The sequence below is a fragment of the Psychrobacter sp. UBA5136 genome (assembly GCF_002414005.1).
In the GTDB taxonomy this organism is placed as follows: domain Bacteria; phylum Pseudomonadota; class Gammaproteobacteria; order Pseudomonadales; family Moraxellaceae; genus Psychrobacter.
This window is the reverse complement of sequence record NZ_DHYG01000033.1, coordinates 15,085-39,074: the sequence shown is the minus strand read 5'-3', so window position 1 is coordinate 39,074 and position 23,990 is coordinate 15,085. Positions and strand designations below refer to the sequence as shown.

Annotated in this window: 18 protein-coding genes and 1 other annotated feature; of the genes, 6 read left to right on the top strand and 12 right to left on the bottom strand. The window is 43.6% G+C overall.

Annotated elements, in window-relative coordinates; genetic code table 11:
• Positions 1-113: 113 nt before the first annotated feature.
• Positions 114-2,102, top strand: a complete 1,989-nt coding sequence (locus B4240_RS11585; RefSeq protein ID WP_296237071.1) for a protein-L-isoaspartate(D-aspartate) O-methyltransferase — start codon at positions 114-116, stop codon at positions 2,100-2,102.
• Positions 2,103-2,373: 271 nt separating this feature from the next.
• Here B4240_RS11585 and B4240_RS04640 read toward each other — a convergent pair.
• The 7 genes from B4240_RS04640 to B4240_RS04610 all read right to left on the bottom strand — a co-directional run bounded on the left by B4240_RS04640 (position 2,374) and on the right by B4240_RS04610 (position 10,927).
• A protein-coding gene (locus tag B4240_RS04640; protein ID WP_414707097.1) for an IS3 family transposase occupies positions 2,374-3,593 on the bottom strand; the annotation gives its coding sequence in 2 pieces (ribosomal slippage) (positions 2,374-3,317 and positions 3,317-3,593; 1,221 coding nt in all).
• Positions 3,202-3,318 (bottom strand) — a sequence feature (AL1L pseudoknot). It overlaps the preceding gene by 117 nt.
• A 134-nt stretch (positions 3,594-3,727) precedes the next feature.
• Complete coding sequence (locus B4240_RS04635; RefSeq protein WP_296237069.1) at positions 3,728-4,759, bottom strand: hypothetical protein; 1,032 nt, start codon at positions 4,757-4,759, stop codon at positions 3,728-3,730.
• A 135-nt stretch (positions 4,760-4,894) separates the two neighbouring features.
• Positions 4,895-5,365 (bottom strand): acyl-CoA thioesterase, encoded by a 471-nt coding sequence (locus tag B4240_RS04630; protein ID WP_296237068.1) that lies wholly within the window; start codon positions 5,363-5,365, stop codon positions 4,895-4,897.
• A gap of 97 nt (positions 5,366-5,462) precedes the next feature.
• Complete coding sequence (locus B4240_RS04625; protein WP_296237067.1) at positions 5,463-7,172, bottom strand: fatty acid--CoA ligase; 1,710 nt, start codon at positions 7,170-7,172, stop codon at positions 5,463-5,465.
• Between the two features lie 53 nt (positions 7,173-7,225).
• Entirely contained in the window at positions 7,226-8,428 is a 1,203-nt protein-coding gene (locus tag B4240_RS04620; RefSeq protein WP_296237066.1) for a 3-oxoadipyl-CoA thiolase, read from the bottom strand.
• Positions 8,429-8,512: 84 nt separating this feature from the next.
• Positions 8,513-10,096: a 3-hydroxyacyl-CoA dehydrogenase gene (locus B4240_RS04615; protein WP_296237065.1), complete on the bottom strand. Its 1,584-nt coding sequence runs from the start codon at positions 10,094-10,096 to the stop codon at positions 8,513-8,515.
• A 54-nt stretch (positions 10,097-10,150) separates the two neighbouring features.
• Positions 10,151-10,927, bottom strand: coding sequence for an enoyl-CoA hydratase (locus B4240_RS04610; RefSeq protein ID WP_296237064.1), 777 nt, complete (start codon positions 10,925-10,927; stop codon positions 10,151-10,153).
• 316 nt (positions 10,928-11,243) lie between these two features.
• Between B4240_RS04610 and B4240_RS04605 the strand changes: the two genes are divergently transcribed.
• The 3 genes from B4240_RS04605 (at position 11,244) to B4240_RS04595 (ending at position 14,867) form a co-directional block, all read left to right on the top strand.
• A complete protein-coding gene (locus B4240_RS04605) occupies positions 11,244-12,398 on the top strand; it encodes an acyl-CoA dehydrogenase family protein (protein ID WP_296237063.1) in 1,155 nt (384 codons plus the stop codon).
• A gap of 162 nt (positions 12,399-12,560) precedes the next feature.
• Positions 12,561-13,826 (top strand): MFS transporter, encoded by a 1,266-nt coding sequence (locus B4240_RS04600; protein WP_296237062.1) that lies wholly within the window; start codon positions 12,561-12,563, stop codon positions 13,824-13,826.
• A 195-nt stretch (positions 13,827-14,021) separates the two neighbouring features.
• Positions 14,022-14,867, top strand: coding sequence for an IclR family transcriptional regulator (locus B4240_RS04595; RefSeq protein ID WP_296237061.1), 846 nt, complete (start codon positions 14,022-14,024; stop codon positions 14,865-14,867).
• Positions 14,868-15,204: 337 nt separating this feature from the next.
• On the opposite strand, the gene B4240_RS04590 is transcribed toward B4240_RS04595, so the two are convergent.
• From B4240_RS04590 to B4240_RS04580, 3 genes are all read right to left on the bottom strand, one after another.
• Positions 15,205-17,646, bottom strand: a complete 2,442-nt coding sequence (locus tag B4240_RS04590; RefSeq protein ID WP_296237060.1) for a copper-transporting P-type ATPase — start codon at positions 17,644-17,646, stop codon at positions 15,205-15,207.
• A 125-nt stretch (positions 17,647-17,771) separates the two neighbouring features.
• Entirely contained in the window at positions 17,772-17,948 is a 177-nt protein-coding gene (locus tag B4240_RS04585; protein ID WP_296237059.1) for a hypothetical protein, read from the bottom strand.
• 74 nt (positions 17,949-18,022) lie between these two features.
• Complete coding sequence (locus tag B4240_RS04580; RefSeq protein WP_296237058.1) at positions 18,023-18,670, bottom strand: DUF411 domain-containing protein; 648 nt, start codon at positions 18,668-18,670, stop codon at positions 18,023-18,025.
• Positions 18,671-18,951: 281 nt separating this feature from the next.
• On the opposite strand from B4240_RS04580, the gene B4240_RS04575 reads away from it, so the two are divergent.
• Positions 18,952-19,725: a sulfite exporter TauE/SafE family protein gene (locus B4240_RS04575; RefSeq protein WP_296237057.1), complete on the top strand. Its 774-nt coding sequence runs from the start codon at positions 18,952-18,954 to the stop codon at positions 19,723-19,725.
• A gap of 70 nt (positions 19,726-19,795) precedes the next feature.
• Here the strand turns inward: B4240_RS04575 and B4240_RS04570 are convergent, their stop codons facing one another.
• Positions 19,796-21,979, bottom strand: coding sequence for a heavy metal translocating P-type ATPase (locus B4240_RS04570; RefSeq protein ID WP_296237056.1), 2,184 nt, complete (start codon positions 21,977-21,979; stop codon positions 19,796-19,798).
• A 173-nt stretch (positions 21,980-22,152) separates the two neighbouring features.
• On the opposite strand from B4240_RS04570, the gene cadR reads away from it, so the two are divergent.
• Entirely contained in the window at positions 22,153-22,563 is a 411-nt protein-coding gene (cadR, locus tag B4240_RS04565; protein WP_296237096.1) for a Cd(II)/Pb(II)-responsive transcriptional regulator, read from the top strand.
• A gap of 178 nt (positions 22,564-22,741) precedes the next feature.
• Here the strand turns inward: cadR and B4240_RS04560 are convergent, their stop codons facing one another.
• A complete protein-coding gene (locus B4240_RS04560; RefSeq protein ID WP_296237055.1) occupies positions 22,742-23,869 on the bottom strand; it encodes a M14 family metallopeptidase in 1,128 nt (375 codons plus the stop codon).
• Between the last annotated feature and the right edge of the window lie 121 nt (positions 23,870-23,990).

The following is a 23,990-nucleotide window of genomic DNA, read 5'->3' as shown; positions in this document are numbered from 1 at the left end:
GAAAATTTTCTTCAGTTATGTATGTTTATCTGTTTTATTTAGGTCTGACGATGCCCTAGCGTATGGAAAACAATAAGGTATTAAATTCCAAAATGAAAATTAAGGAAAACGTCATGAATGATTTTAAAGAGCTCAGACAGCAAATGATAGAACGCCAACTTGCGGCGCGCGGTATTCGCGATCAAACGGTGCTTCATGCGCTGGGTACCGTTCCGCGTGAAGCATTTATACCGGCAGATCTTGTTGAATTTGCCTATAAAGATGCGCCCTTACCTATTGAGGAAAATCAGACCATCTCACAGCCTTATATTGTTGCCTTGATGACGGCTGCACTTGAGCTAAAATCAGATGACCGCGTCCTTGAAGTCGGGACAGGTTCGGGATATGCCGCCGCCGTGCTCGGGGAGATTTGTGAGAACGTCTATACCATTGAGCGCCACAAAGTTTTGGCAGATACAGCGCAAGCCAGACTCAAAGAGCTGGGATATACCAATGTTCAGGTCAGACATGGCGATGGCACACTTGGGTGGGAAGAACAAGCTCCCTTTGATGCTATCATTGTTGCCGCAGGCGGGCCTGAAGCACCGCAGTCACTCAAAGAACAGTTAGCGATTGGCGGGCGACTGGTCATTCCCGTTGGTGAATCTTCGGAATCACAGAAACTGATTCGTATTTGGCGTGTCAGTCAAGATGACTATAAAACAGAAGATTTGGGACGCGTGCGTTTTGTGCCGCTGATTGGCGCGGCAGGTTGGCAAGAGAAAAACAATAAGCCCTCAAGTGAGGACGCCTCAAGAGCTAGGACGTTGCCTGAACTAATTGGTCAATCAAGTGAACATTTTGCCAGTATTGATGACGTCAATTTAGATAATCTAATGGCGCGTATCGGAGACAGCCGTGTCGTATTGCTTGGAGAAGCATCACATGGTACGGCTGAATTTTATGACATGCGTGCTCGTATCACCAAAGAGCTTATAGAGAAGAAAGGCTTTACTATTGTTACTGCCGAAGCTGATTGGCCAGATGCCGCGCATATCAATCATTATATTCATGGAAGAGAACAAGACGCTTTACTACAGAACAAACCTTTTTCTAGATTCCCGACTTGGATGTGGGCAAATAAATCCATGCTCAAATTTACCCACTGGCTGCATGCTTATAACGCTAAAACGGAATCGACAGAAAAAAAAGTAGGGTTTTATGGTCTGGATTTATACAGCTTATATGGCTCAATTGAAAGTGTCTTGAACTACTTGCAAGACGTGGATCCTAAGACAGCAGAGATTGCCCGCGAGCGTTATGGCTGTTTGATGCCTTGGGCCGATGAACCGTCTTTGTATGGCCAAGCTGTGATCACCCAGCAACATAAGGACTGTGAAGTTGAGGTACTCAAAAACCTACAAGATTTACTCAAGAAACGTTTAGAGTCTTCTGTCGCCAATGAGGAACAGTTTTTTGATGCTGAACAAAATGCCAAGCTGATCGTCGATGCCGAACGTTATTATCGAACCATGTACTATGCTGAAGACAGCTCATGGAACCAGCGTGATCAGCATATGATTAAAACTTTACAGGCGGTGCTTGATTTTAAAGGTCTCGAATCAAAAGCGGTCGTTTGGGCGCATAACTCCCATATTGGTGATGCTCGCGCAACCCAAATGAGCGCACGCGGCGAGTTAAACATAGGCCAATTGGCACGGCAAAAATATGGTGACAAGGTCTACAATATCGGTTTTGGCACCGATCATGGTACGGTTGCCGCTGCCTCCGATTGGGGCGGGCCAATGAAAATAAAGCAAGTACGGCCATCACATCTTGACAGTTATGAGCGTATTTTTCATGATGTGCCTACTGACAATTTTCTGTTGCCCTTACGTTACCCACTGCATGAAGATATCCGTAAAAAATTACTCCCAGAGCGCTTAGAGCGAGCGATAGGCGTCATTTATAGACCTGAGACTGAATTACAAAGTCATTATTTTTATGCCTCGTTGCCAGCGCAATTTGATGAGTATATTTGGTTTGATGAAACCCGCGCGGTTGAGGCGCTGACAAAAGAAACGGGTGACGACACACTCGATACCTTCCCGTTTGGCTTATAGATAGTCATGTATTAATAAGTGTGGTGGCATCTCATAAAAGGCGGTTTTATATATGCCTATTCTATAAGTGCTTATGTAGCGTTTAAAGCCAGCCTCTCTCTGTTTTAAGTAGATTATATCTATGTATAAGATAATTCTTAATCAGCTGAGAGGCTACTATCTATTATGAAAATCTCTGTAACTTCTGTTTAAAAAACTTAAGAGGGACCTTAAACTACTGCTCGTAAAGATATGAACCGCCCCGACTATATCGGAGAGTGATTTACTTGAGTCAGGCAGCGATGCCTGACAGGGTTAAATTATCGTAATACCGCTTTTCAAACTCAAAGGGTGACACATAACCAATCGTGCTATGCAAACGGGTTTTATTAAACCAGTCCACCCATTCAAGGGTTGCCAGTTCAACATCATTGATACCAGTCCAGTTCTCCTTTAAATAGTCAATTACCTCAGATTTATACAGCCCGTTAACCGTTTCAGCCAGTGCGTTATCGTATGAATCACCAGTCGTGCCGACCGAGGCAATGATGCTAGAGTCCTTCATCTTATCAGTATAACGAATGGATAAGTACTGAACCCCGCGATCACTGTGATGAATCACATCTTTGGGGTTGTTCCTGTCTGCAATGGCTTGATTAAGCGCTGACATTACCATATCCGTGTTCATGCGATTAGATACTTTCCAACCGACAATGCTACGGGCAAACACGTCAATAATAAAAGCGGTATATACCCAGCCGCTAGTTGTTTTTATATAGGTGAAGTCAGCTACCCATAGCTGATTAGGACGATGGGCATTAAAATTACGATTAATCAGGTCATCAGCGCATTTTTGGTCATCACGGCTATTGGTGGTGATCTTGCCCTTACCGCGCCAGATGCCTTGCATACCATACTGCTTCATTAAACGCTCTACCGTACAACGAGCCACATGAATACCATCTGCCTTCATCTGCTGCCAGACTTTACGAACACCGTAACGGCATTTACTGTCCTGCCAGATGCGTTTAATCTCGTTGATATAATAGTCGTCATGCTGCTGACGCAACGAGCGCTTTTCAGGGTAACTCTCCAAGTCTTTAGTACGGTAGTAGGTTGATGGGGCAATCGGTAGTACTCTACAGATTGGCTCGATCCCGTATTTCTGCTTGTGATCATCGATAAATGTGACCATTATTTCGGTAGACGGTCGAGCTCCGCCTGGGCGAAAAAAGCCGCTGCCTTACGTATGATCTCATTGGCCTGTTTGAGTTCTCTGCATTCACGTTCAAGATCTTTAATACGTTGCTCTTGGCTTTGAGCTTGCACTGAGGCAGGGATAGTTTGATCTATATGCTTCTTGTGCCATGAGCGCAGGGTTTCAGGCGTGCAGCCAATCTTAGGGGCAATGGCTTGAATGGCTGCCCATGTGGAGGGATAGTCGTTTGCTGCTTCGATCAGCATACGGACGGCGCGTTCTTTAATCTCAGGAGTGTAGGTTTGTCTTTTCATTGTCGTATTCTCTCAGAATGTTAAGTCTCCGACAATACCGGGGCGGTTCAATAAAAAGCCCCGCGGTAAGTTATATTTTACCTCGATAAATAGTTCAAACCTGAGGCTTTTAACTCTAAGCTCAAAAATCCGGCTCAGAAATTATACTTGGCCATTACTTCAACCTGCTGACCTTTTTTTACTTGAGAGAGAGCCTTATCGCTTCTATCTCTCCATTCAATACCAAAATCCAAATCTGGTAAATAATTATAGATAAGGTTAATACTTTTTACATTGATAGAAGTATCGGCCACATCATTTACATTAATTTCACCATAACGCATGTTACTAAAAAGCTTTTCGGTAAACTTATGCCTATAGCCTAGCGTGAAGCCAGTTTGCGAAACAAGCTTACCGTCTTCTGCATCACAGTCTGGAGCATTGATCGCTCCAAGGACTTTTCCAACGCAGACTGTAGAATAGACGCCCATACCTTTTCCGTTGTATACGCTTGCATGTAGTGAATCATTACCAAAATTAAGTTTCCCAGCGAGAGATACCCCTACGCCTATATCTGAATCGTCTCCATTTTTAGCCTCACGAGCAGTAACTGCCAAATTATAGCTAAGATCAGATATGTTATCCTTGTAGCTAACAACCATATCTGGCAGATCAGCCTTATCGTAAACCGGGTCTTGCGCCGTAAAACGAAATCCCTTATGAGTATAATGCACCGTCAAATCTGGACGAATATCGGCGCCGCCGCCAGAGATAGTCCCTAGTCCCGTACCTCGAAAGTCAAGCTGTTCAGTCAAAAGAGGGTACACTGCTAAAAATTGACCATTCCACGTCTTACCTATCGTCAAATCATCAAGCTGAACATAAGCATGGCGAAGCCGTAAGTCTGAACCACCATTGGCGGCATTGCCATAAAAATCCCCTTCAATAAAACCCGTTAATTTTTTATCCTCTACATTCTTGGTGGTTTTGATATTAATTCGTGATTGCCGTGCGCTTCCTTTGAACTCGGACTCGCCTTCATCTGGAGAATAAAATATACCTTCCGCTTTGACATAGCCACCGATACTTAAAGTAGCATCTCCCTTTGTGACAAGATCTATTGCTTGCGCTTGTACACCCATTCCAAGAACTGCCAAACCAAAAGACAAATTTTTGATATAAAGCATGATCCACACATTCCTTGTGTTGTTTTAAAATCCATTTAAGTTAATTTAAATCTCTTCAAATCTTTGCTGTTACCGTATTTTTTAACCCTATAAATACCAGCACCATCTCCTTATACAAAAAACTTACCTCCTAATTTAGCTAAAACTCTCAAAAGCGATGATCGCAGCTTTTTTTGTTTCATCAATGTTCTTTTTTTGACCACTGGCTTTATCAAGATACACCAACACTGACTCACCACGGGCGACAATGGTACTCATAGCTGTACTATAATAGGTATATTCATGAATCACGCTGGCATTGCCAATCTTCTTGACTCGAACGCCAATCCATAAAGTATCGGGGTAAGTCACGGGTTTGAAATATTGGCAGGATGACGCTGCCATGACCGAGAAAGTGCTTTCATTAAATAGATTTAATTGAGTGTTATAGTGAATACGTGCGTTTTGGGCATAAGTGTAATAGACCACATTATTGACATGACCAAAGGAATCCATATCGCCCCATTCTACTTGTTGAGAATAAACAACCGCAAAACCATGCATGGGGTGGTGTTCGTCTTTATTAAGCGTATCTTGTATTTCCGGTAATATCGCTACAGCTACCATAGTATTCTCTTCTAATTAGACCGATTAACATAAGTATTAAAAACGTTCAGTAAGATCGAATGATTGTTTTGCGCAATCATCGCTAGAGTTTTCTGGGTTAAATTAATTTTTCTGTGTACATCATGCGCATCTTTTTCTTATCAAGTTTACCCACACTGGTTTTTGGCATTTCTAATAAAAACTTTATTTCACTTGGTACGCTATATTTTGGCAAACGTCCTTTCTCTACTGCTTGATGACCTAAAGCTAGTATATCTTCCGCTTTTGTATCGGTGTACTCAGGTTTTAACACGGCTAAGGCTAAGGGTTTTTCGCCCCATTTTTCATCTGGTACGCCAATCACTGCAATATCAGCAATACTAGGATGAAAAGATAGAATAGTTTCGACTTCTAACGAGGATACCCATTCACCCCCAGACTTAATAACATCTTTGAGTCTATCGGTAATTTTTAGAGTGCCATCAGGGGTAATACAAGCTATGTCTTGAGTGTGCATCCAGCCACCACGCCATAACTCATTGCCAGCCTCTGGATTTTTGAAATAGCTTTGGGTCAGCCATGGCGCTCGCATAACTAACTCGCCTGTCGACTCTCCATCCATTGGTATTGGCTTGCCATTTTCATCCCAGATTTCCATCGACACCAGCATAATGGGTGAGCCAGAAAGACAACGATAACTTATCTGTTCGTCCATGGACATTACGTCTATTTTATCATCGAATACCGCTCTAGCTACCACAGGGCAGGACTCTGACATTCCAAATCCAGGCATAAACTCAATACCACTATCAATGGCATTTTTGGCTAAGCCTTCATTTATTTTGGAACCTCCTACCATTAACTTAAGACCTTTAAATCTGCGTCCTCGTGCGGCTATCTCTTTAAGTAGCATTTGTAAAATTGTTGGGACACCATGTGAGAGGGTCACCTTATGGCGTTCAATCAAGTCAACCAATACTTCGGAGACATATCGCCCTGGATACACTTGTTTTAGCCCTATCATGGTTGCGCCATACGGCCAACACCATGCATGTACATGGAATAATGGCGTCATTGGCATGTATACATCGTTATAGCGCACGCCTTGACCTTCGGCATTGAGCGCTGTTGCTAGCGTACTCGCCAAAGTCTGCAATACGATTTGTCGATGGGTAAAGAAAACGCCTTTTGGGTCGCCTGTGGTACCACTGGTATAAAATGTGGTAGCGATGGTGTTTTCATCGAAATCTGGAAAGTCAAACTCATCACTGGCAGCTGCTAGCATGGCTTCATACTCACCTTCGACATAGTCTGGCATGCTAACTTGCGCAGTTTTTGTATCGTTTTCGCCATACTCAGCATCATCAAAGCCAGTATCATCGAGCCAAATAATCTTCTCAATAGAAGGCGCTTCATGACGGTAGTTTTTAGCCATTGGCTCAAATTCAGCATTTAACAACAAGGCTTTGGGTTTGGCGTGATTAATGGTGTACAACACTTTATCTTCAGCTAGGCGTACATTAACCGTTTGCAGAATCATGCCAGACATGGGTACGGCAAAGTACGCTTCGAGGTAACGATGACTGTCCCAATCCATCACAGCAACCACATCACCTGCTTGCAAACCCATATTTTTAAGTACGTTTGCTAAGCGATTAACCCGCTTAAAAAATTCAGCATACGTATAAGTGATCTTATTGGCATAACTAATAGTTTGATTAGTAGAGACGATTTTTGCACGGTTTAGCAGCTGTTTGATAATCAAAGGAAAACCGTACGCTTCTCCGGCTTGTTGGTAGTTTTCATGTTGGTTAAGTATAGAAGTCATTTTGTCGTCCTTGATAGTAAAATAATGTGGAGAAGTTATAGAAATAGAAAGGCTTAAACCCGTTCTATCACCATCGCAAGTCCTTGTCCAATACCAATGCATAAACTGACTACCGCGTATTTCCCGCCCGTACGCTGTAGCTCGCGCGCCGTGCTCAACGCAAGTCTTGCTCCTGATGCACCAAGCGGATGCCCGACGGCAATAGCTCCGCCATTAGGGTTGACGCGTTTATCATCAAAGTCAATTTCTAAACCTTTTAAGCAACCAAGTACTTGTGAGGCGAATGCCTCATTAATCTCAATAATGGACATATCATCAAGAATCAAATCAGCCCGTTTCAATGCCAGTTTAATGGCTTCAACAGGGCCTACGCCCATAATATTTGGCTCAACACCCATGGCACCAGATGACAGAATCTTAGCAATAGGCTTAAAGCCCAACTTTTCCTCCGCCTGCTTAGAGCCAATAATCAGCGCAGCTGCGCCATCATTAATACCTGACGCATTGCCTGCTGTGACGATACCTTCGTTGTTTAAAGGCTTAAGTTTTTGTAACGCCTCAACAGTAGAGCTGGCGCGAGGATGCTCATCATCCAATATCGCTTTTTCTGGCAGTTTTTTACCTTGCGATACCATAATTGGCGTTATTTCATCGTCGAAAAACCCAGCTTGTTTGGCTGCTTGGTACTTCGCTTGCGAGGCTGCTGCGAATTTATCCGCTTCTTCACGAGTGATACCATATTCGCGAGCCACATTATCACCCGTTTGCGGCATACTATCGCTACCAAACTCTTTAGTCAAAAGAGGATTAGGAAACCGGCTACCAATAGTCGTATCAAATACTTTAAATTCACGACTAAAGGGTTGCTCGGTCTTAGCAAAGACAAACGGTGCGCGGGTCATTGACTCAACGCCACCTGCTAAAATAATATCCCCCTCATTACAAGTAATGCTGCGTGCGGCATCGATGACGGTCGATAATCCTGAAGCACAAAGACGGTTGACGGTTTGACCGGGTGTTTTAACATCTAGCCCTGCTAGCAACGCAGAATTACGGGCGATATTACGTGAGTCCTCGCCAGCTTGATTGGTGTTACCGATGAGTACTTCATCAAAGATATCGTTAGGTAGTTGGTGTTTTTCAACCAAAGTCTTCATTACCGTAGCGATTAAGTCGTCTGGGCGCACGGTTGCAAGCACTCCTCCATGTCGACCAAACGGACTTCTTAATCCATCATAAATATAAGCGTTTAACATAACGTTTCCTTGTTGTGCTTTGAGAGTTTGTCTGATTAAAATAGGTAATTTGTAATATTACGAGGCCGCTATAAGTAATTAGTATTAATAACGACTCTGCTGAGTAAATAGTGAGATATCTAGCTTGGCGCGGCGTTGCAACCATGGGCTTGGACGATAACGCGGGTCACCGGTTAGCTCATAAATACGTTCTAAGATGAGTAGGACTCGCTTAGCACCAAGCTTATCGCCCCATGAGATAGGTCCATACGGATAACCTAATCCAAGCTTGACGGCATTATCGATATCCTTTGGTGTGGCAATACCTTGTAGCGCGATATCACAACCGAGATTAATCATCATGGCAATGACTCGCTGCGCCACAAAGCCGGTACTTTCGGAAATTAGTGTGGCATCGACAGTAGCATTTATGTCATCATCTGAGCGTTTAGCAAATAAAGTGTAAGCTTGAGCCACAAATCTATCTTGCGTGACAATACTTGGCATCAAAGTACGATGCTTGGACAAGTCTGTCAGCATATCAATACCGACCGCTTGTTTAGGATTAACTTGATAACGCATAGCAGCATTGGTTGTATCCTCGCCATAGGTTGCTAGTAGTATCAAACTGTCAGGATTTGGCTTATCGTTATCGTCGATAGTGATGTCATTAGCGTCTAGATAATCAAACAGCTGTTTTTTATCTTCTGCTAAATCTGCTCCGATCCAAACTGAGCTAACAGCTGTTTCAGGCTCCGCTTTAGAAAATAACGCCTCAAACGATGACTGTTTAGATGGATTTGCTACAACTTTTTGACCATCTTTATACTGATAAAAGCCCTCACCAACTTTCCGGCCAAGTTTTTTACCCAACAGCATTTGACGGGTTAAAGGATGCGGGCGATAGCGAGCCTCATGATAAAATTGGTTATAAACTGACTCCATGACTGGATGCGATACGTCGATACCAGTGAGATCCAGTAGCTCAAACGGTCCCATTCGAAAGCCAGCACCTTCACGCAAAATACGGTCTATTTGCTCAAAACTTGCGACCCCCTCGCCTAATATTTTTAACGCTTCTGTGCCATAAGCCCTGCCCCCATGATTGACAATAAATCCTGGCGTATCTTTTGCCACAACGCCTAAATGTCCCATGCGCTCAGCTAACTCTTTAAGCGTCTCTACCACTAAAGGCTTGGTCGAGATACCGGGGATCACCTCGACGATTTTCATCAGCGGGACTGGGTTAAAGAAGTGAAAACCTGCTACACGCTCTGGGTGCTTGCAATCGGAAGCAATCGCGGTCACTGCTAGTGATGAGGTATTGGTGGCCAAGATCGTTTCAGCAGTCACGACACTTTCTAATTGTTTAAAAAGCTGTTGTTTTATTTCTAAGTTTTCGATAACTGCTTCAATAACAACGTCTACTTCGGCAATTTTGGCTATATCTTCAACTACGATTAGATTGGTCAAAATAGAGGTTACTTGCTCATCGGTAAATTTGCCCTTAGCTGCGAGCTTTTCGAGCGTTGCTTGAAGGGATTGGCGACCTTTCTCAGCGGCGCCTGACTTTGCATCAAATAAAAGCACCTGAATGCCGGCTTGGGCAGCGATTTGAGCAATTCCCATACCCATAACGCCGGTACCGATGATGGCCAATGATTTGATAGCTAATACATTTACGGTCATAATAATCCTTTATAAGATCTCGTTTTTAAAGTTGAATAACCATTTTTTAGTAGGCTATCGTCCCTTATATTTAGCCTCACGTTTTTCCAAAAAGGCTTTCGCCCCTTCTTTTTGGTCTTCGGTATCGAATAAAATCTGAAAAGCTTTACGCTCTAAAGCTAAGCCCGCTTGCAGCGACATATCTACCCCTAGATTTGCAACTTCTTTAATTTGCGTTAAAGCAATAGGTGAGTAATTCGCTAATTGCTCAGCAATCTCGATGGCGCGCTTAATGGTTGTTTCATCTTCGACTACTTCAGAAACCAATCCCATTTGATCTGCTTCATGAGCACTTATTATGTCGCCTGTTAAAACCATCTTCATGGCTTTGTGTTTACCAATAGCACGAAACAGCCGCTGAGTACCTCCTGCTCCTGGCATTAATCCTATTTTAATTTCTGGTTGACCAAACTTAGCAGACTTGCCCGCGACAATGATGTCAGCGTGCATAGCAAGCTCACAGCCGCCGCCAAGCGCATAGCCATTTACTGCCGCAATAATAGGCTTACGACAATTGGTGATGGCATCCCAATAACGTTCGCTATGACGTAGATACACATCAATCGTTTTCGCCGTTAGGAAATCATTAATATCAGCACCCGCTGCAAATACTTTATCACCACCAGTTAGCACAATAGCTTTGGTCTGTGGATCGTTGTTCAATTCAACAAAAATATCTGCCATTTTCTGACGTAACTCAGTATTTAAAGCATTGCGAACGTCAGGTCGATTAAGCTTTATCACACAAACACCATCAACCGGCTGCTCAATCAAAATTGTTTGTTCTTCCATGATGATTCCTTTAAATAATTTCCTTAGATAAATCCTGCGAACTTTTTAATATTCAGTAATTATCAATAATTAATACCGCATAGCGATATCTAATACCAATATATACTGTTTATTTTCATTTGTGAAGAGTAAAATTTAGCAATATCTAGGAAAATACAGATATTTATTGGTGCGTCATATTAAATTATTCCGCATTGCGGTTTTTCAAACCAAAAGTATTGTAATTTAATAAACAATCAATTATGCTGTCAGTTCGAAACAATCGTTACGACTTCATCGATTAATATTAGATGTTATTTCAACAAGGAAGATTTTCATGATTAGAGATAAGGAAGTACTCGACCATATCGTCCAAACCGTTCGTCAGTTTGTAAACAACCAACTGATACCGCGAGAAGATTGGGTAGCAGAAAACGATCGTCTACCAGAAGATATTATTAGTCAGATGCGTGAATTGGGCTTATTTGGGCTTACGATTCCTGAAGCTTATGGCGGGCTTGGACTGACCATGGAAGAAGAGGTTATCGTAGCTTTTGAATTAGGACGCACCTCACCCGCTTTTCGCTCACTGATAGGCACTAACAACGGTATTGGTTCATCCGGTCTTGTCATTGATGGCACCGAAGAACAGAAACAAAAATACCTGCCAAAACTCGCTAGTGGTGAAATTATCGGTTCTTTTTGTTTAACCGAACCAGAGTCAGGTTCGGATGCTGCTTCATTAAGCACGACGGCCATCAAAGATGGTGATCACTATGTGCTTAATGGTACCAAGCGCTTTATCACTAATGCTCCTCAAGCCGGTATATTTACTGTGATGGCACGTACTGATCCCCAAAATAAAAGAGCGGGTGGTATTTCAGCGTTTATTGTTGAGAGCGATACCCCTGGCATTACCTTAGGTAAAATCGACAAAAAAATGGGACAAAAAGGCGCTCACACTTGTGATGTTATTTTTGATAACTGCATCGTACCTGCCAGTGCTTTGATAGGTGGCGTCGAGGGGGTGGGTTTCAAAACCGCAATGAAAGTACTTGATAAAGGCCGCTTACATATCGCTGCAGCGAGTACTGGAGCAGCAACTCGAATGCTAGATGACGCGCTACGCTACGCCGTGGATCGTAAGCAGTTTGGTCAACCAATTGCAAATTTTCAACTTATTCAAGCGATGCTCGCTGACTCAAAAGCAGAAATTTATGCCGCCAAATCCATGGTATTAGATGCTTCACGCCTGCGTGATGAAGGTAGAGACGTCATTACGGAGTCTTCATGTGCCAAGATGTTTGCCACTGAAATGTGTGGTCGAGTCGCTGATAGAGCAGTACAAATTCATGGCGGAGCTGGTTATATTGCCGATTACGGTATTGAACGTTTTTATCGTGATGTGCGCTTATATCGTTTATACGAAGGAACTACTCAGATTCAACAAATCATCATTGCTCGCAATATGATTAAAGAAGTGAGCGAGTAGTTCTCGCTGATTCGAATATGTTTTGTTTGAATACTATTTATTTGGTTGATAAAAGATATTCACAATATTAAAGCATACTAAGGTATTTGCTGGGACGCTAATACCTTCTCAACGACACCATGATCATAGTCTTTTACTCTCACAACAATAAGGATATAAATTGTGAAAAGTGCTGCTATAACTTCAAATCCGAGCTTACTTCCTACCCAAAAACAACCTTGGAAATTGGCTTTTGTTTTTTGTTTTTTAGTTTTATTATGTGATGGAGCTGATATTGGTATTCTTGCCTTTACCCTTTCAAGTCTTAAGCAAGAATTTACTTTAAGTAATTTGCAAGCTGGTGCTTTAGGGAGTTGGTCATTAGTTGGCATGGGAATAGGTGGTTTTTTTGGCGGTTGGGCCTGCGACCGTTTTGGACGCGTGCGGGTAATGGTTATTGCTACCGCTGTGTTTGCGTTATTATCTGGGTCAATTGGATTTGCTCAGAACTACGAGCAGTTTATAGTACTACGTGTGTTAGCTTGTATAGGTCTAGGTAGCTTATATATTGCTTGCAATACTTTAATGTCTGAAATGGTACCTACTAAATATCGAACGACTGTGCTTGCGACAATAATGACAGGTTATACATTAGGGTCTTTAGTTATAAGTGGTCTTTCAGCTTGGATTATTCCAAGTTATGGTTGGCGTATGATTTATTTCATATCATTTACACCATTTATTCTAGCAGTACTGATGCATTTTACGTTATCTGAACCAAATTCTTGGAAAGAGTCTCGTGCCCTTAAACTAAAAGGCTTAAATCCCACTATTAGAAAGAGCGAAAATTCTTACAAAGCTATATTTGAGAATCCAAGACATCGCTTGATGTTTACTTTATGGACTATGACTTCAACTCTTTTATTATTTGGCTATTTTGGAGTAAGCAACTGGCTACCTACTTATTTAGAAACTGAACTAGGTATTAAGTTTAAAGAGATGGCTATATATATGGCGGGTACCTACTTGACCATGATGTTTGCGAAAGTAGTGGCGGGTGCAGTTGCTGATAAGATTGGTCGTAAAATAGTATTTGCCTTTGGAACTATGGGTACGGCATTATTTATTCCGGTGTTAATATATTTTCACACTCCAGAAAATATTGGTTTGTTGATGATAGCTTTTGGGTTCTTATATGGTATTCCTTATGCTATCAATGCTACCTATTTATCGGAAAGCTTTCCTACTGCTATCCGAGGCACTGCGATGGGTGGATCATATAATATTGGACGGATAGGTTCAGCTATTGCTCCTCTCGCTATTGGTTATATCGCAATGCAAGGTTCTATCGGTGCAGGTTTATTATTGATGGCAGGCGCTTACTTCTTATGTGGTCTTATCCCAACCTTATTCATTAAAGAACAACAGTACGACCCACAAAAGGCATAATATTACTCAATATATATACCGCATAGCGAAATAGCTTATAATAACTGTGCTAAGAATTTAATGGCATCTTTAATATAGTATTATTAAAGATGTCGACTACTATCAGCTTAGAATCCTTTTTTTGATTATAAAGTACAGAAAATAGTGCGTTTACTATCATATTTATATTAACTTGATTGAGATTAAAAATAATATATGACAACTAAAAACCTAGTGGATGAAGGCCCTAACAATACAACGCATATTGAATTGCTAGAACCCATTGCAGAGATGAGAGATCAAAATGATAGACAGTTTGTCACGGCATTGGCTCGAGGACTTGAACTACTGCGTTGTTTTACTCCGCAGCGTCCATATCTTGGCAATCAAGACTTAAGTCAATTAACAGGGCTTCCGAAAGGCACAATCACTCGTCTTACGTATACATTAGTCAAGCTCGGGTATTTAAAGCAATCGACAAACAGTAGTAAATATCAACTGTCTGTAGGTGTGTTAGGTTTTGGCTATACAATGATGGCGAATATCTCTATTAATAATCTGATCACACCATACATGGAAGAGCTGGCGGATTATGCCAATAGCGCTGTCGCTATGGCAACCCGTGATCGGCTTACGATGGTATATTTAAATGTCGTGCAAGGTTCAAGCACGACTACGATGCGACGCAACGTCGGTTCGTACTTACCTATTCACTTAAGCTCAATGGGAAGAGCCTGTTTAGCCAGTATGCCGCAGGCCGAGCAAGAATTTATCCTTGATGCTATTCGTACTAAACACAAAGATGATTGGTTAAAAATTAGACGTGGGCTGGATAAGGCTTTTAAGGATTATGAAGATTACGGCTATTGCTTTTCTATTAGTGAATGGCAAAAAGACGTTAATGCTGTTGCCACAGCCTTGATGCATCCTACCGAGGGTTTACTAGCCTTTAACTGTGGTGCGCCAAGCTTTGTCCTTAGCCGTGATAAGCTAGAGGAGGATATCGCGCCTCGTCTATTGCACATGAAAAATACCATTGAAGACAATCTTTATATTGGCTAGCACATATTGTTAATTGACTGTACTTATACAATCCTATATTAGTTATACACAAAAGTTTAATAAGTATATTAATAGTTTTTCCTTATACTTCAGGGTGTTATTTTGTCTCCTGTAGATAGTACATCATTAGACTTAGTGCTCTTAAAAACAGTCACTTTTAAAGTCATAGTCAAATACTCAACACGCCCTAACCTTCCTCCAAAAAAACCGCTATAAGCTTCAAAAATAAAGGCTTGTAGCGGTTTTAAATTATTTTAACTTTTCTTATATGAGTCTAAAAAAACTAGGGCTTGCCCTTCTCCTTTAACGATCCATTCTAACACTTATATCATAAACATCATAAGTCCAGCCGGCGCAATCTCAGCGCATTCCCAATCACCGATACTGACGATAGACTCATCGCCGCTGCCGCTATCATCGGGCTAAGTAGTAGTCCAAACGCTGGATATAAAACGCCCGCAGCAATCGGCACGCCAATTGCATTATAAATAAAAGCAAAGAACAAGTTTTGTCTGATATTGCGCATGGTCGCGTGACTGAGCTTATGGGCTTTTGCAATACCCATTAAGTCACCTTTTAACAAGGTTACTCCCGCGCTCTCCATGGCCACATCGGTACCGGTGCCCATGGCAATACCGACATTGGCTTGCGCTAATGCGGGCGCGTCATTGATACCATCGCCTGCCATCGCTACCAATTTACCGCTGTCTTGCATTTCTTTGACGATACGGTTTTTGTCCTCGGGCGAAACATCCGCATGGACTTTATCAATGCCTAACTTATTGGCAACGGCCTGCGCGGTTTTTTCATTATCGCCCGTTAGCATGACGACTTTTAGTCCCGCCTCGTGTAGCAGTCCTATGGCATCGGCAGTACTTGGCTTAATGGGATCAGCGACTGACACCAGACCGGCTGCTTTGCCATCGATAGCCACAAACATCACCGTTTCGCCGTCTTTTCTACGCACGTCAGCCTTGGTTGATAGCTCTTTATCAAAACTATTTAAACTCTGCATCAGTTTTGAATTACCGATGGCAACTTTTTTGCCGTTTACCACAGCTTGTACGCCCTCGCCTGTGACCGAGTTAAAGTCTTGGGCTTTAGGAATAGTCAGTGATTTGTCCGCAGCTGCTCTTACGATGGCTTCTGCCAAAGGGTGTTCGCTCGCGCTTTCTACTGCGGCGACCAGTGCCAAAAACTCATCTTCATCTTGACCTGCCAGCGCGTCAATCGCCGTGAGCTCAGGCTTACCAGCAGTTAGGGTTCCGGTTTTATCGACGACGATGGTATCGACTTTTTCCATCGTCTCAAGTGCTTCGGCGTTTTTGATCAGGACGCCATTTTGCGCGCCCATGCCCGTACCAACCATGATGGACATCGGGGTTGCCAGCCCGAGCGCACAAGGACAAGCAATAATTAATACGGCAATCGCGTTGACCATGGCATAGGCCATGGCAGGCTCAGGGCCAAATAGCGCCCACACGATAAAGGTGATGATAGAGCTGACAATGACAATGGGTACAAACCAGCCTGCTACTTGGTCAACCAAACGCTGAATGGGGGCGCGGCTACGCTGGGCATCAGCGACCATTTGTACGATTTTGGATAATGTTGAATCTGCCCCGACATTAACCGCTTCTACCAATAGCGTGCCAGTGCCGTTTACGGTGCCGCCAGTTACAGTGTCGCCTTGTTCTTTAGACACCGGAATTGGTTCGCCCGTTACCATAGATTCATCGACGCTACTGCTACCGTCAATTACCGTGCCATCTACTGGTAGCTTTTCGCCAGGTCTAACCCGTAGTTTATCGCCGCTGACGACTTCATCGAGTGAAACTTCGACCTCATTGCCATTTTCATCGACACGTCTTGCCGTTGGCGGCGCTAGCTCAAGCAAGGCGCGAATCGCACCTGACGTTTGACTTCTGGCTTTAAGCTCTAAGACTTGTCCTAATAGTACTAAAGTTGTGATCACCGCTGCCGCTTCGTAGTAGACGCCAACATGTCCGGCGCTATCTCTAAAGCTGTCGGGGAAGATACCGGGAAAGAAAGTCGCCACGATACTAAAACTGAAAGCTGCGCCTACACCCAGCGCAATCAAGGTAAACATATTTAGATTGCGGCTTTTGATAGATTGCCAGCCGCGTACAAAGAACGGCGCGGCGCCCCAAACGACGACAGGCGTAGCTAAGATCAATTGTATGATTTGGCTAAGTTGCCCCGAGATATCATAAGAGCCAATTTGATCTAGATTTATCCCAACCATATCGCTCATGGCATAAATAAACAACGGTAAGGTAAGAACGGTACATATCCAAAAACGCCGCGTCATATCATCGAGCTCTTCGGTGTCCTCCTCACCGATGGTTACCGTTTCTGGCTCAAGCGCCATACCACATATCGGACAGCCACTATTTCTAACGTCTCTAACCTCAGGGTGCATCGGACAGGTATACACCGTTCCATCGTAATCATCTGGTACTTTATCGTATTTACCACCTTTGATAGATTTTACTTCAGTACTGCTATTAGCCGTATCCGTTGTATCATGACAGTGTGCATGCGCATGATCGTTTTCAGTATGGCTGTGCTCGCCGCGGCTCGTGCACGCAACTTCATCTTCAGGTTGCAGAACCATACCGCAGATTGGACAATCGCTTTTTTTAACATCCCTAACTTCTGGATGCATCGGGCAAATATAAATCGTACCGTTATAATTTTCAGGTACTTTGTCATACTGCCCACCTTTGATAGGTTTTTTATCAGCCGTATGTTTCATAAAATTATTCCTTGAAAACAATAAGTGCAGATGATAAATAAAGCTTTTGCCGCCTAAATATCAACTCTTGTTTACTTTTATCCTTACTTTCAGTTTATTTTTTTAAAATTCTATTTTTATAAGCTTCAATCGTTACGCAAGTACTTGAGCAGTGCCATAATTGTGAGTATCAGCACTATAAAAACCAGTAGCATAAACACTCCATAGACGAGCGAGCCGACCCAGCCCATGCCGTGCATCATCGAGCTGTGCCTCATACCATGCATAGCGCCATTCATCATAGCGTGCATCATGATAATCATTACAGCCTCTCCTTATTTCATTACCTTGCTATTAGTAATGATATAGTGATACAGGACAAAAGTCATCTTTTCAGCTATAACTGGGCATTGGCGCTATCAATCTCAGCATAAACGGCCGTGCTACCATCTTTATTGATTTGCATCACTTGATAAGGCATAAACTGACCTTGGTATTCCATCCCAGGACTACCCACTGGCATACCTGGAACGGCAAGACCGATAGCATCGCTTGGTGGGTTGGCTAAAAACTGCGCCATATATTTGGCGGGGACATGGCCTTCAAAAACGTAACCATCGGTAGTGACCGCCGTATGACAAGAGCGCATGTTATTAGGAACGCCATAGCGCGCTTTAAAAACCGCTAAGTCGGCAACATCTTGCCCCGCTGCGCTCATACCGTGATCCTCGGCATGGTGAATCCATTCTTTACAGCAGCCACAATTGGCGTCTTTATACACCGTAGCAGAGACGTTTTTCAGCGCTTCACTGTTCAGACCGCTAGCATCGGTAGTACTGGTAGCATTGACTTGAGACGTTTGGACTTGTAATTCTTGGCTGTTCGTTGTCGCCTCTACTGGCGCTTTGGCTGAGGTTGAGGCTGGAGTTGCGGCCGTGGTATTGGATTCGCTACAAGCAAATAGCGTCGATGTTGCTGCTAATAAGGCCAGCGCGCCGAATAACTTTTTATGGTTAAAAGCCACTCTGCTGTTATAAGCTTTCATAAATTACCTCTAGTCATTTATTGTTTAGTGTTAAATCTCAAATTTATAGCCTAAACTAGGGCGTGGGTAAGCAATTTTTAAAAAATTTTTTCTAAAAGACCATAGAACAATAAGCTGTACGCTTGTACCCACCTAATATCATTATCATGATACGTGATGCTATCTGACTGACAGATGACGTTAAGATTACAATCTTGTCATTATCATACCTTTAATTATACAAAGGTAATTTGTTTAACTGTGGTTGTTACCTGATATCATCCATGGAATAGGATTTTATAGTGACCAGTGTTTTCGAGCTATTGCAAACCATCCCAACTTGGCACTTAGCAGGCTTGTTTGTCGCTGGCATGGTCGCTTTTATCATCTCTACAGTGTCTGGTGGTGGCGGTGCCATGCTACTGATACCTCTCACCTCTTCGATGATAGGGACAGCGGTTACGCCGCCGGTGATTAATTTGGCGACGCTTATGAGTAATGCCTCGCGGCTTTACTTATTTTGGCATGAGATTGATTGGTCATTGACCAGATACTATGTTCCAAGTGCCATTGTAGGGGCGTGGCTTGCCGCATTGGTCTTTAGTCGTTTGGATGCTGGCTGGATTCAGTTATTGGTTGGCGTATTTTTGGTATCTACCATCTTTCAATATAGGTTCGGTAAAGTCGATAAAACCTTTAACATGCCAAAGGTAGGCTTTATACCTTTGGGTTTTATCATTGCTTTTATGAGTACTTTGGTCGGTGGCCTCGGCCCTATACTCAACCCTTTTTACATGAATGCAGGTTTAGAAAAAGAAAACCTGATTGCCACCAAAACCGCCAATTCCTTTTTTGTGGGTATGATACAAATCGGCAGTTACACTTTTTTTGGCGTATTCACAGCGCAGCTTTGGGTATATGGCCTTATACTAGGGCTAGGTGCAGTCATCGGCAATGTCATTGGCAAACACTTTTTGGCGGGCATGACTATCAGTCAGTTTAGAGTCATGCTGCTCATGCTTATGGTTATCAGCGGTCTGATAATGATCATAAGAAACATCAATGTGCTGTTTTAACCCGTTTATAAAAACTACGATAACCATTTAGATATAAACAAATTGACATATAATTCGATAAAGGCAACTGTTAGTTTTTAGGTGCCGTGACCAATGGACGAGCGCCTTTAAAACGTAGTAATCGCAAAGCATTTAGCGTGACAAGCACGGTGGCGCCCGTATCAGCCAACACCGCAATCCATAAACCTGTCATACCGAGTACGGTCGTGATAAGAAATACGCCTTTAAGACCGAGCGCGAAAATCACGTTTTGATGAATGTTGGACAAAGTAGCGCGCGATAGAGCAATGAGCTGAGCGACATCCGTTACGCGACTTTTTAATAAAGCAACGTCTGCCGTCTCAATAGCCACATCAGTACCACCGCCCATCGCAATGCCAACATCGGCGGTTGCGAGCGCCGGCGCATCATTAATCCCATCACCCACCATGGCTATTTCTGTATTGTCTTTCATCTCGCTGAGCAGACGTAGCTTGTCTTCGGGCAACAGCTCTGCCCTCCATTCTATGTCTAAATGGCTGGCGAGCGCATTAGCCGTCAAGCGATTATCGCCTGTGAGCATCACCGAGCGCACGCCCATTGCTTTGAGCTGAGCCACGCCTTGTTGCGCATCTTCTCGCAACTCATCTCGTAATGCTACTAAGCCAAGAGCCTCACGGCTTTTCTCATCGAACAGCACCGAAACGGTTTTGCCTTCGTTTTGTAGCGCTTCGATTTGTGCTTGTTGTTTGGCTGATAATAAAGCCTCTGCAGCGGCATAAACGGGTGAACCAATCGCTAAAGCCCGCTCAGCCACCGTTGCATGCACCGCTTTACCGGCAGTAGCACGAGCGTTAAAAGCTTTAGGTATGACAAGACCAGCGGTTTTTGCGTGCTCTACGATGGCGTTTGCAAGCGGGTGATTAGAATCCGACTCGACACTGGCAAACAGCGCTAATACTTTATCCCCACCTTGAGAATTTGTGCGACCGTCTGTAAAAGCAACCACATCGGTAACGCGTGGTTTGCCTTCGGTTAGCGTGCCTGTCTTGTCAAAAGCAACGGTATTGACGCGGCCAATAATTTCTAAGGCGCTTCCGCCCTTGATGAGCAATCCACGCCGTGCGCCGACAGCCAAACCTGACGCGACGGCAGCCGGTGTAGATAGCACAAGTGCACAAGGACAAGCAATCAGCAGCAATGCCAAACCGCGATATAGCCACGTCGCCCACGCGCCGCCCATGACTAACGGCGGAATAATAATAACCAATAAGGCAAGCGCCATCACGGTTGGCGTATAGTAGCGACTAAATTTCTCAATAAAACGCGCCGTAGGGGCTTTAGATGCTTGAGCCTCCTCAACCAGCTCAATAATGCGCGCAATGGTATTGTCAGATGCTGTTTTTTGTACGCGCACCTGTAGCGCACCATCTAAGTTAATCGAACCAGCAAACACCTTATCGCCTAACGCTTTAACCACAGGGATAGACTCGCCAGTAATGGGCGAATCATCAAGGCTGGATGTACCCTGCGTAATAACGCCATCGGCAGATACCTTATCGCCCGGGCGTACGAGTACCATATCATTCACCTGCAGCGATGCCGCAGGAACGTTACGCTGGCCGCCTTGTGCATCTAGCAACACCGCCGTCTTTGGCGCCAGTGACGCTAAAGCTCTGATGCCAGCACGCGCCCGATCCGCCGCCACGCTCTCTAAAAGCTCACCGACTGAAAACAAGAAGACAACGGCAGCAGCCTCTTCAGCCTCACCGATGATAAGCGCACCAAGTGCCGCGACTGTCATCAACATTTCAATCGAAAAAGGCGATCCCGACATTGCCAGTACCGCAGCTTTACGGGCAAATGAATAAACACCAGCCAGCACCGCTACCGCAAATACCCATACCCCGTAAGCAGGGAAAAGTAATGATATGACGTAGGCAACACTCATCAAAATACCAAGGCCAACGACCTGTTTGCCTTTTAATGTTTGCCACCAACGCTTTTCAGCTAATAGGACATCTTGATGGTTATCATCGCTACCCGTGTCCGCAGCCGTTTTTTTGTCGGTATAATCAGTGATGCCAAACCCTAAGCGCTTGATGGTTTTTTCGACATCACTGCGCTGAGTGGTGGCATCGGGCGCCAACGTCAATTCTAACTTTTCTGTCGCAAAATTAACCTGAACGTCAGTAACGCCGGGCATACGGGCGAGCGCGGTTTCAATTTTGCCAACGCAACTGGCGCAGTCCATTCCTTCAACATGATATTGCATAATAATTTTTCCTTATATTAAAGGTATTATGAACCCTGTAGTGGCTTTAGAGTCAAGGCTAATGGCGAGCAAAACTAAGGTTTGATTTTTCTAACCTTAAACCTTATTGTTACTTTATGGTTTAAATTTTTAGAAATTACTATTGATGGAGGTTGCTAGTTATGAAAGTAAAAGTGCCAATCAAAATCGGTGAGCTTGCCAAGCGCACAGGTGCCCCTGTGGAAACCATTCGCTATTATGAAAAAGAAGGACTATTACCCAAGCCTGCACGTAGCCAAGGGAATTATCGTTTGTATCGTGAGGAGCACATCGAGCGCCTGCAATTTATCTTACATTGTCGTACGCTCGATATGACCCTGGACGAAGTGCGAACCTTGTTGCAATACTGGGATGAGCCTGATAGGAACTGCGGCGATGTGGACAACTTATTGGATGAGCATATTCGCGCGGTAGAAATACGCATGGAGGAGCTGGCACAATTAAAGCAGCATCTAACGACATTGCGGCAAAAATGTGTCAACAGCGCAGCGGCGGTGTCGTGCGGGATTTTAAACACCCTTGCTGATAACGCTTGTCATAAGTAAAATTTAAGATAAAAGCAGCGACGCCAGAAGTGGGCTTATACCTGTGTTCAGGCCTGTGTTCATACTATAGATAAGGGCGTGGATAAAGGCGTGTCTTCACTTTAAAAATAAAGCTAAAAGCGAGATAAATTAACGTGAAATAATAAAGCTAAGACACACCCTAATGCCAAATCAACCATTAACGTAAGTCATCAACGACCGCAAGCATAGCAACTAACGAGGCTTCACCTAATTTTATAGAACGCTCAGGTGACCAGCCTGTGTCCTCAAAAGGTAAATTATCATTGTCTTTAAATGGCATCTCTAAAGTGTTGGCAAGGCAATCAAAGCGTTCAGCTACCCAGTGCGTGGCAATCGTCATATTTGCGGTACCCGGCGCATCAATGTCATAACCAAATTCGGATTGAAAATCGGCACTGACTAATTTTAAGGCGTCTGAAAATTTATCACGTAAACGTGCAAGGCGGTCGTTATAGCTCGGCGTGCCCTGCGAACCCGCTAAGAAAACATAAGGCAGCGCTTCATCACCGTGCACATCATAAAATAAGTCAACGCCAGTTTCTTCCATTTTTTTGATGACATGAAACACTTCAGGACTTTTTTCTAAGCTTGGATTTGCCCATTCACGGTTTAGATTGGTCCCTACAGCATTGGTTCGCAGATGACCGCGCACACTGCCATCGGGGTTCATATTCGGCACAATATAAAAATTGGCTTTTTCTAGTAGCAACTTAGCCGTGGCATTATCTTCGTCCAACAAACTGTTCAATAATCCCTCAACCAGCCATTCTGCCATCGTCTCACCCGGATGCTGACGCGCCGTAATCCAAATACTGCGCTTCTTCGTATCGCCATTACCAACTTTTACTAAGGCTAAGTCGCGCTTATCGAGCGTTTCGCCTAAGTGCTCTAAACACGCTATCGGATGCACTTGCACGGCGGCCAATAAATCTTGGTGACGCTCATAACTGTACGGGGCAAAATACGCAATCTGAATACTTTCACACGCAAGTTCTGCCGTGATGGTCAACTTGCCATCTTTATAAGAGGTCGGCAAACGAAACCAATGCTCGCGATCATAAGAAGCCACCGCTTGGTAATTCTCCCAGCCTGCAAGGTAGGCCGCCTCCCCTGCATTCATAATATTTAACACATACTGCTCGCCAACCTCACCTGATAGGCGAAAGTTAAACCACTGAAAAAACTCTTCGCCAACGTCTGGACGAATCGCCAATTGAATATTGGTTTTATCTTCTGCATTGATAACATCGATATTACCTGCGTCAAAATTTGCCGTGATATGCATATCCTTTCCTTAATGGTTTTTGTAAATTAAAAGACAGATACTAAAAAAACTTATACTAAATACGACATTTTGTCCATCGCAGTATGGCAGACTTATTATGAAGCTTGATTGCTTAGCTTTA

Bases quoted from the DNA above. Each gene is read 5' to 3' on its own strand.
- B4240_RS11585 (WP_296237071.1), top strand. From the start codon at position 114: ATGAATGATTTTAAAGAGCTCAGACAGCAAATGATAGAACGCCAACTT.
- B4240_RS04635 (WP_296237069.1), bottom strand. From the start codon at position 4,759: ATGCTTTATATCAAAAATTTGTCTTTTGGTTTGGCAGTTCTTGGAATG.
- B4240_RS04630 (WP_296237068.1), bottom strand. From the start codon at position 5,365: ATGGTAGCTGTAGCGATATTACCGGAAATACAAGATACGCTTAATAAA.
- B4240_RS04625 (WP_296237067.1), bottom strand. From the start codon at position 7,172: ATGACTTCTATACTTAACCAACATGAAAACTACCAACAAGCCGGAGAA.
- B4240_RS04620 (WP_296237066.1), bottom strand. From the start codon at position 8,428: ATGTTAAACGCTTATATTTATGATGGATTAAGAAGTCCGTTTGGTCGA.
- B4240_RS04615 (WP_296237065.1), bottom strand. From the start codon at position 10,096: ATGACCGTAAATGTATTAGCTATCAAATCATTGGCCATCATCGGTACC.
- B4240_RS04610 (WP_296237064.1), bottom strand. From the start codon at position 10,927: ATGGAAGAACAAACAATTTTGATTGAGCAGCCGGTTGATGGTGTTTGT.
- B4240_RS04605 (WP_296237063.1), top strand. From the start codon at position 11,244: ATGATTAGAGATAAGGAAGTACTCGACCATATCGTCCAAACCGTTCGT.
- B4240_RS04595 (WP_296237061.1), top strand. From the start codon at position 14,022: ATGACAACTAAAAACCTAGTGGATGAAGGCCCTAACAATACAACGCAT.
- B4240_RS04590 (WP_296237060.1), bottom strand. From the start codon at position 17,646: ATGAAACATACGGCTGATAAAAAACCTATCAAAGGTGGGCAGTATGAC.
- B4240_RS04585 (WP_296237059.1), bottom strand. From the start codon at position 17,948: ATGATTATCATGATGCACGCTATGATGAATGGCGCTATGCATGGTATG.
- B4240_RS04580 (WP_296237058.1), bottom strand. From the start codon at position 18,670: ATGAAAGCTTATAACAGCAGAGTGGCTTTTAACCATAAAAAGTTATTC.
- B4240_RS04570 (WP_296237056.1), bottom strand. From the start codon at position 21,979: ATGCAATATCATGTTGAAGGAATGGACTGCGCCAGTTGCGTTGGCAAA.
- B4240_RS04560 (WP_296237055.1), bottom strand. From the start codon at position 23,869: ATGCATATCACGGCAAATTTTGACGCAGGTAATATCGATGTTATCAAT.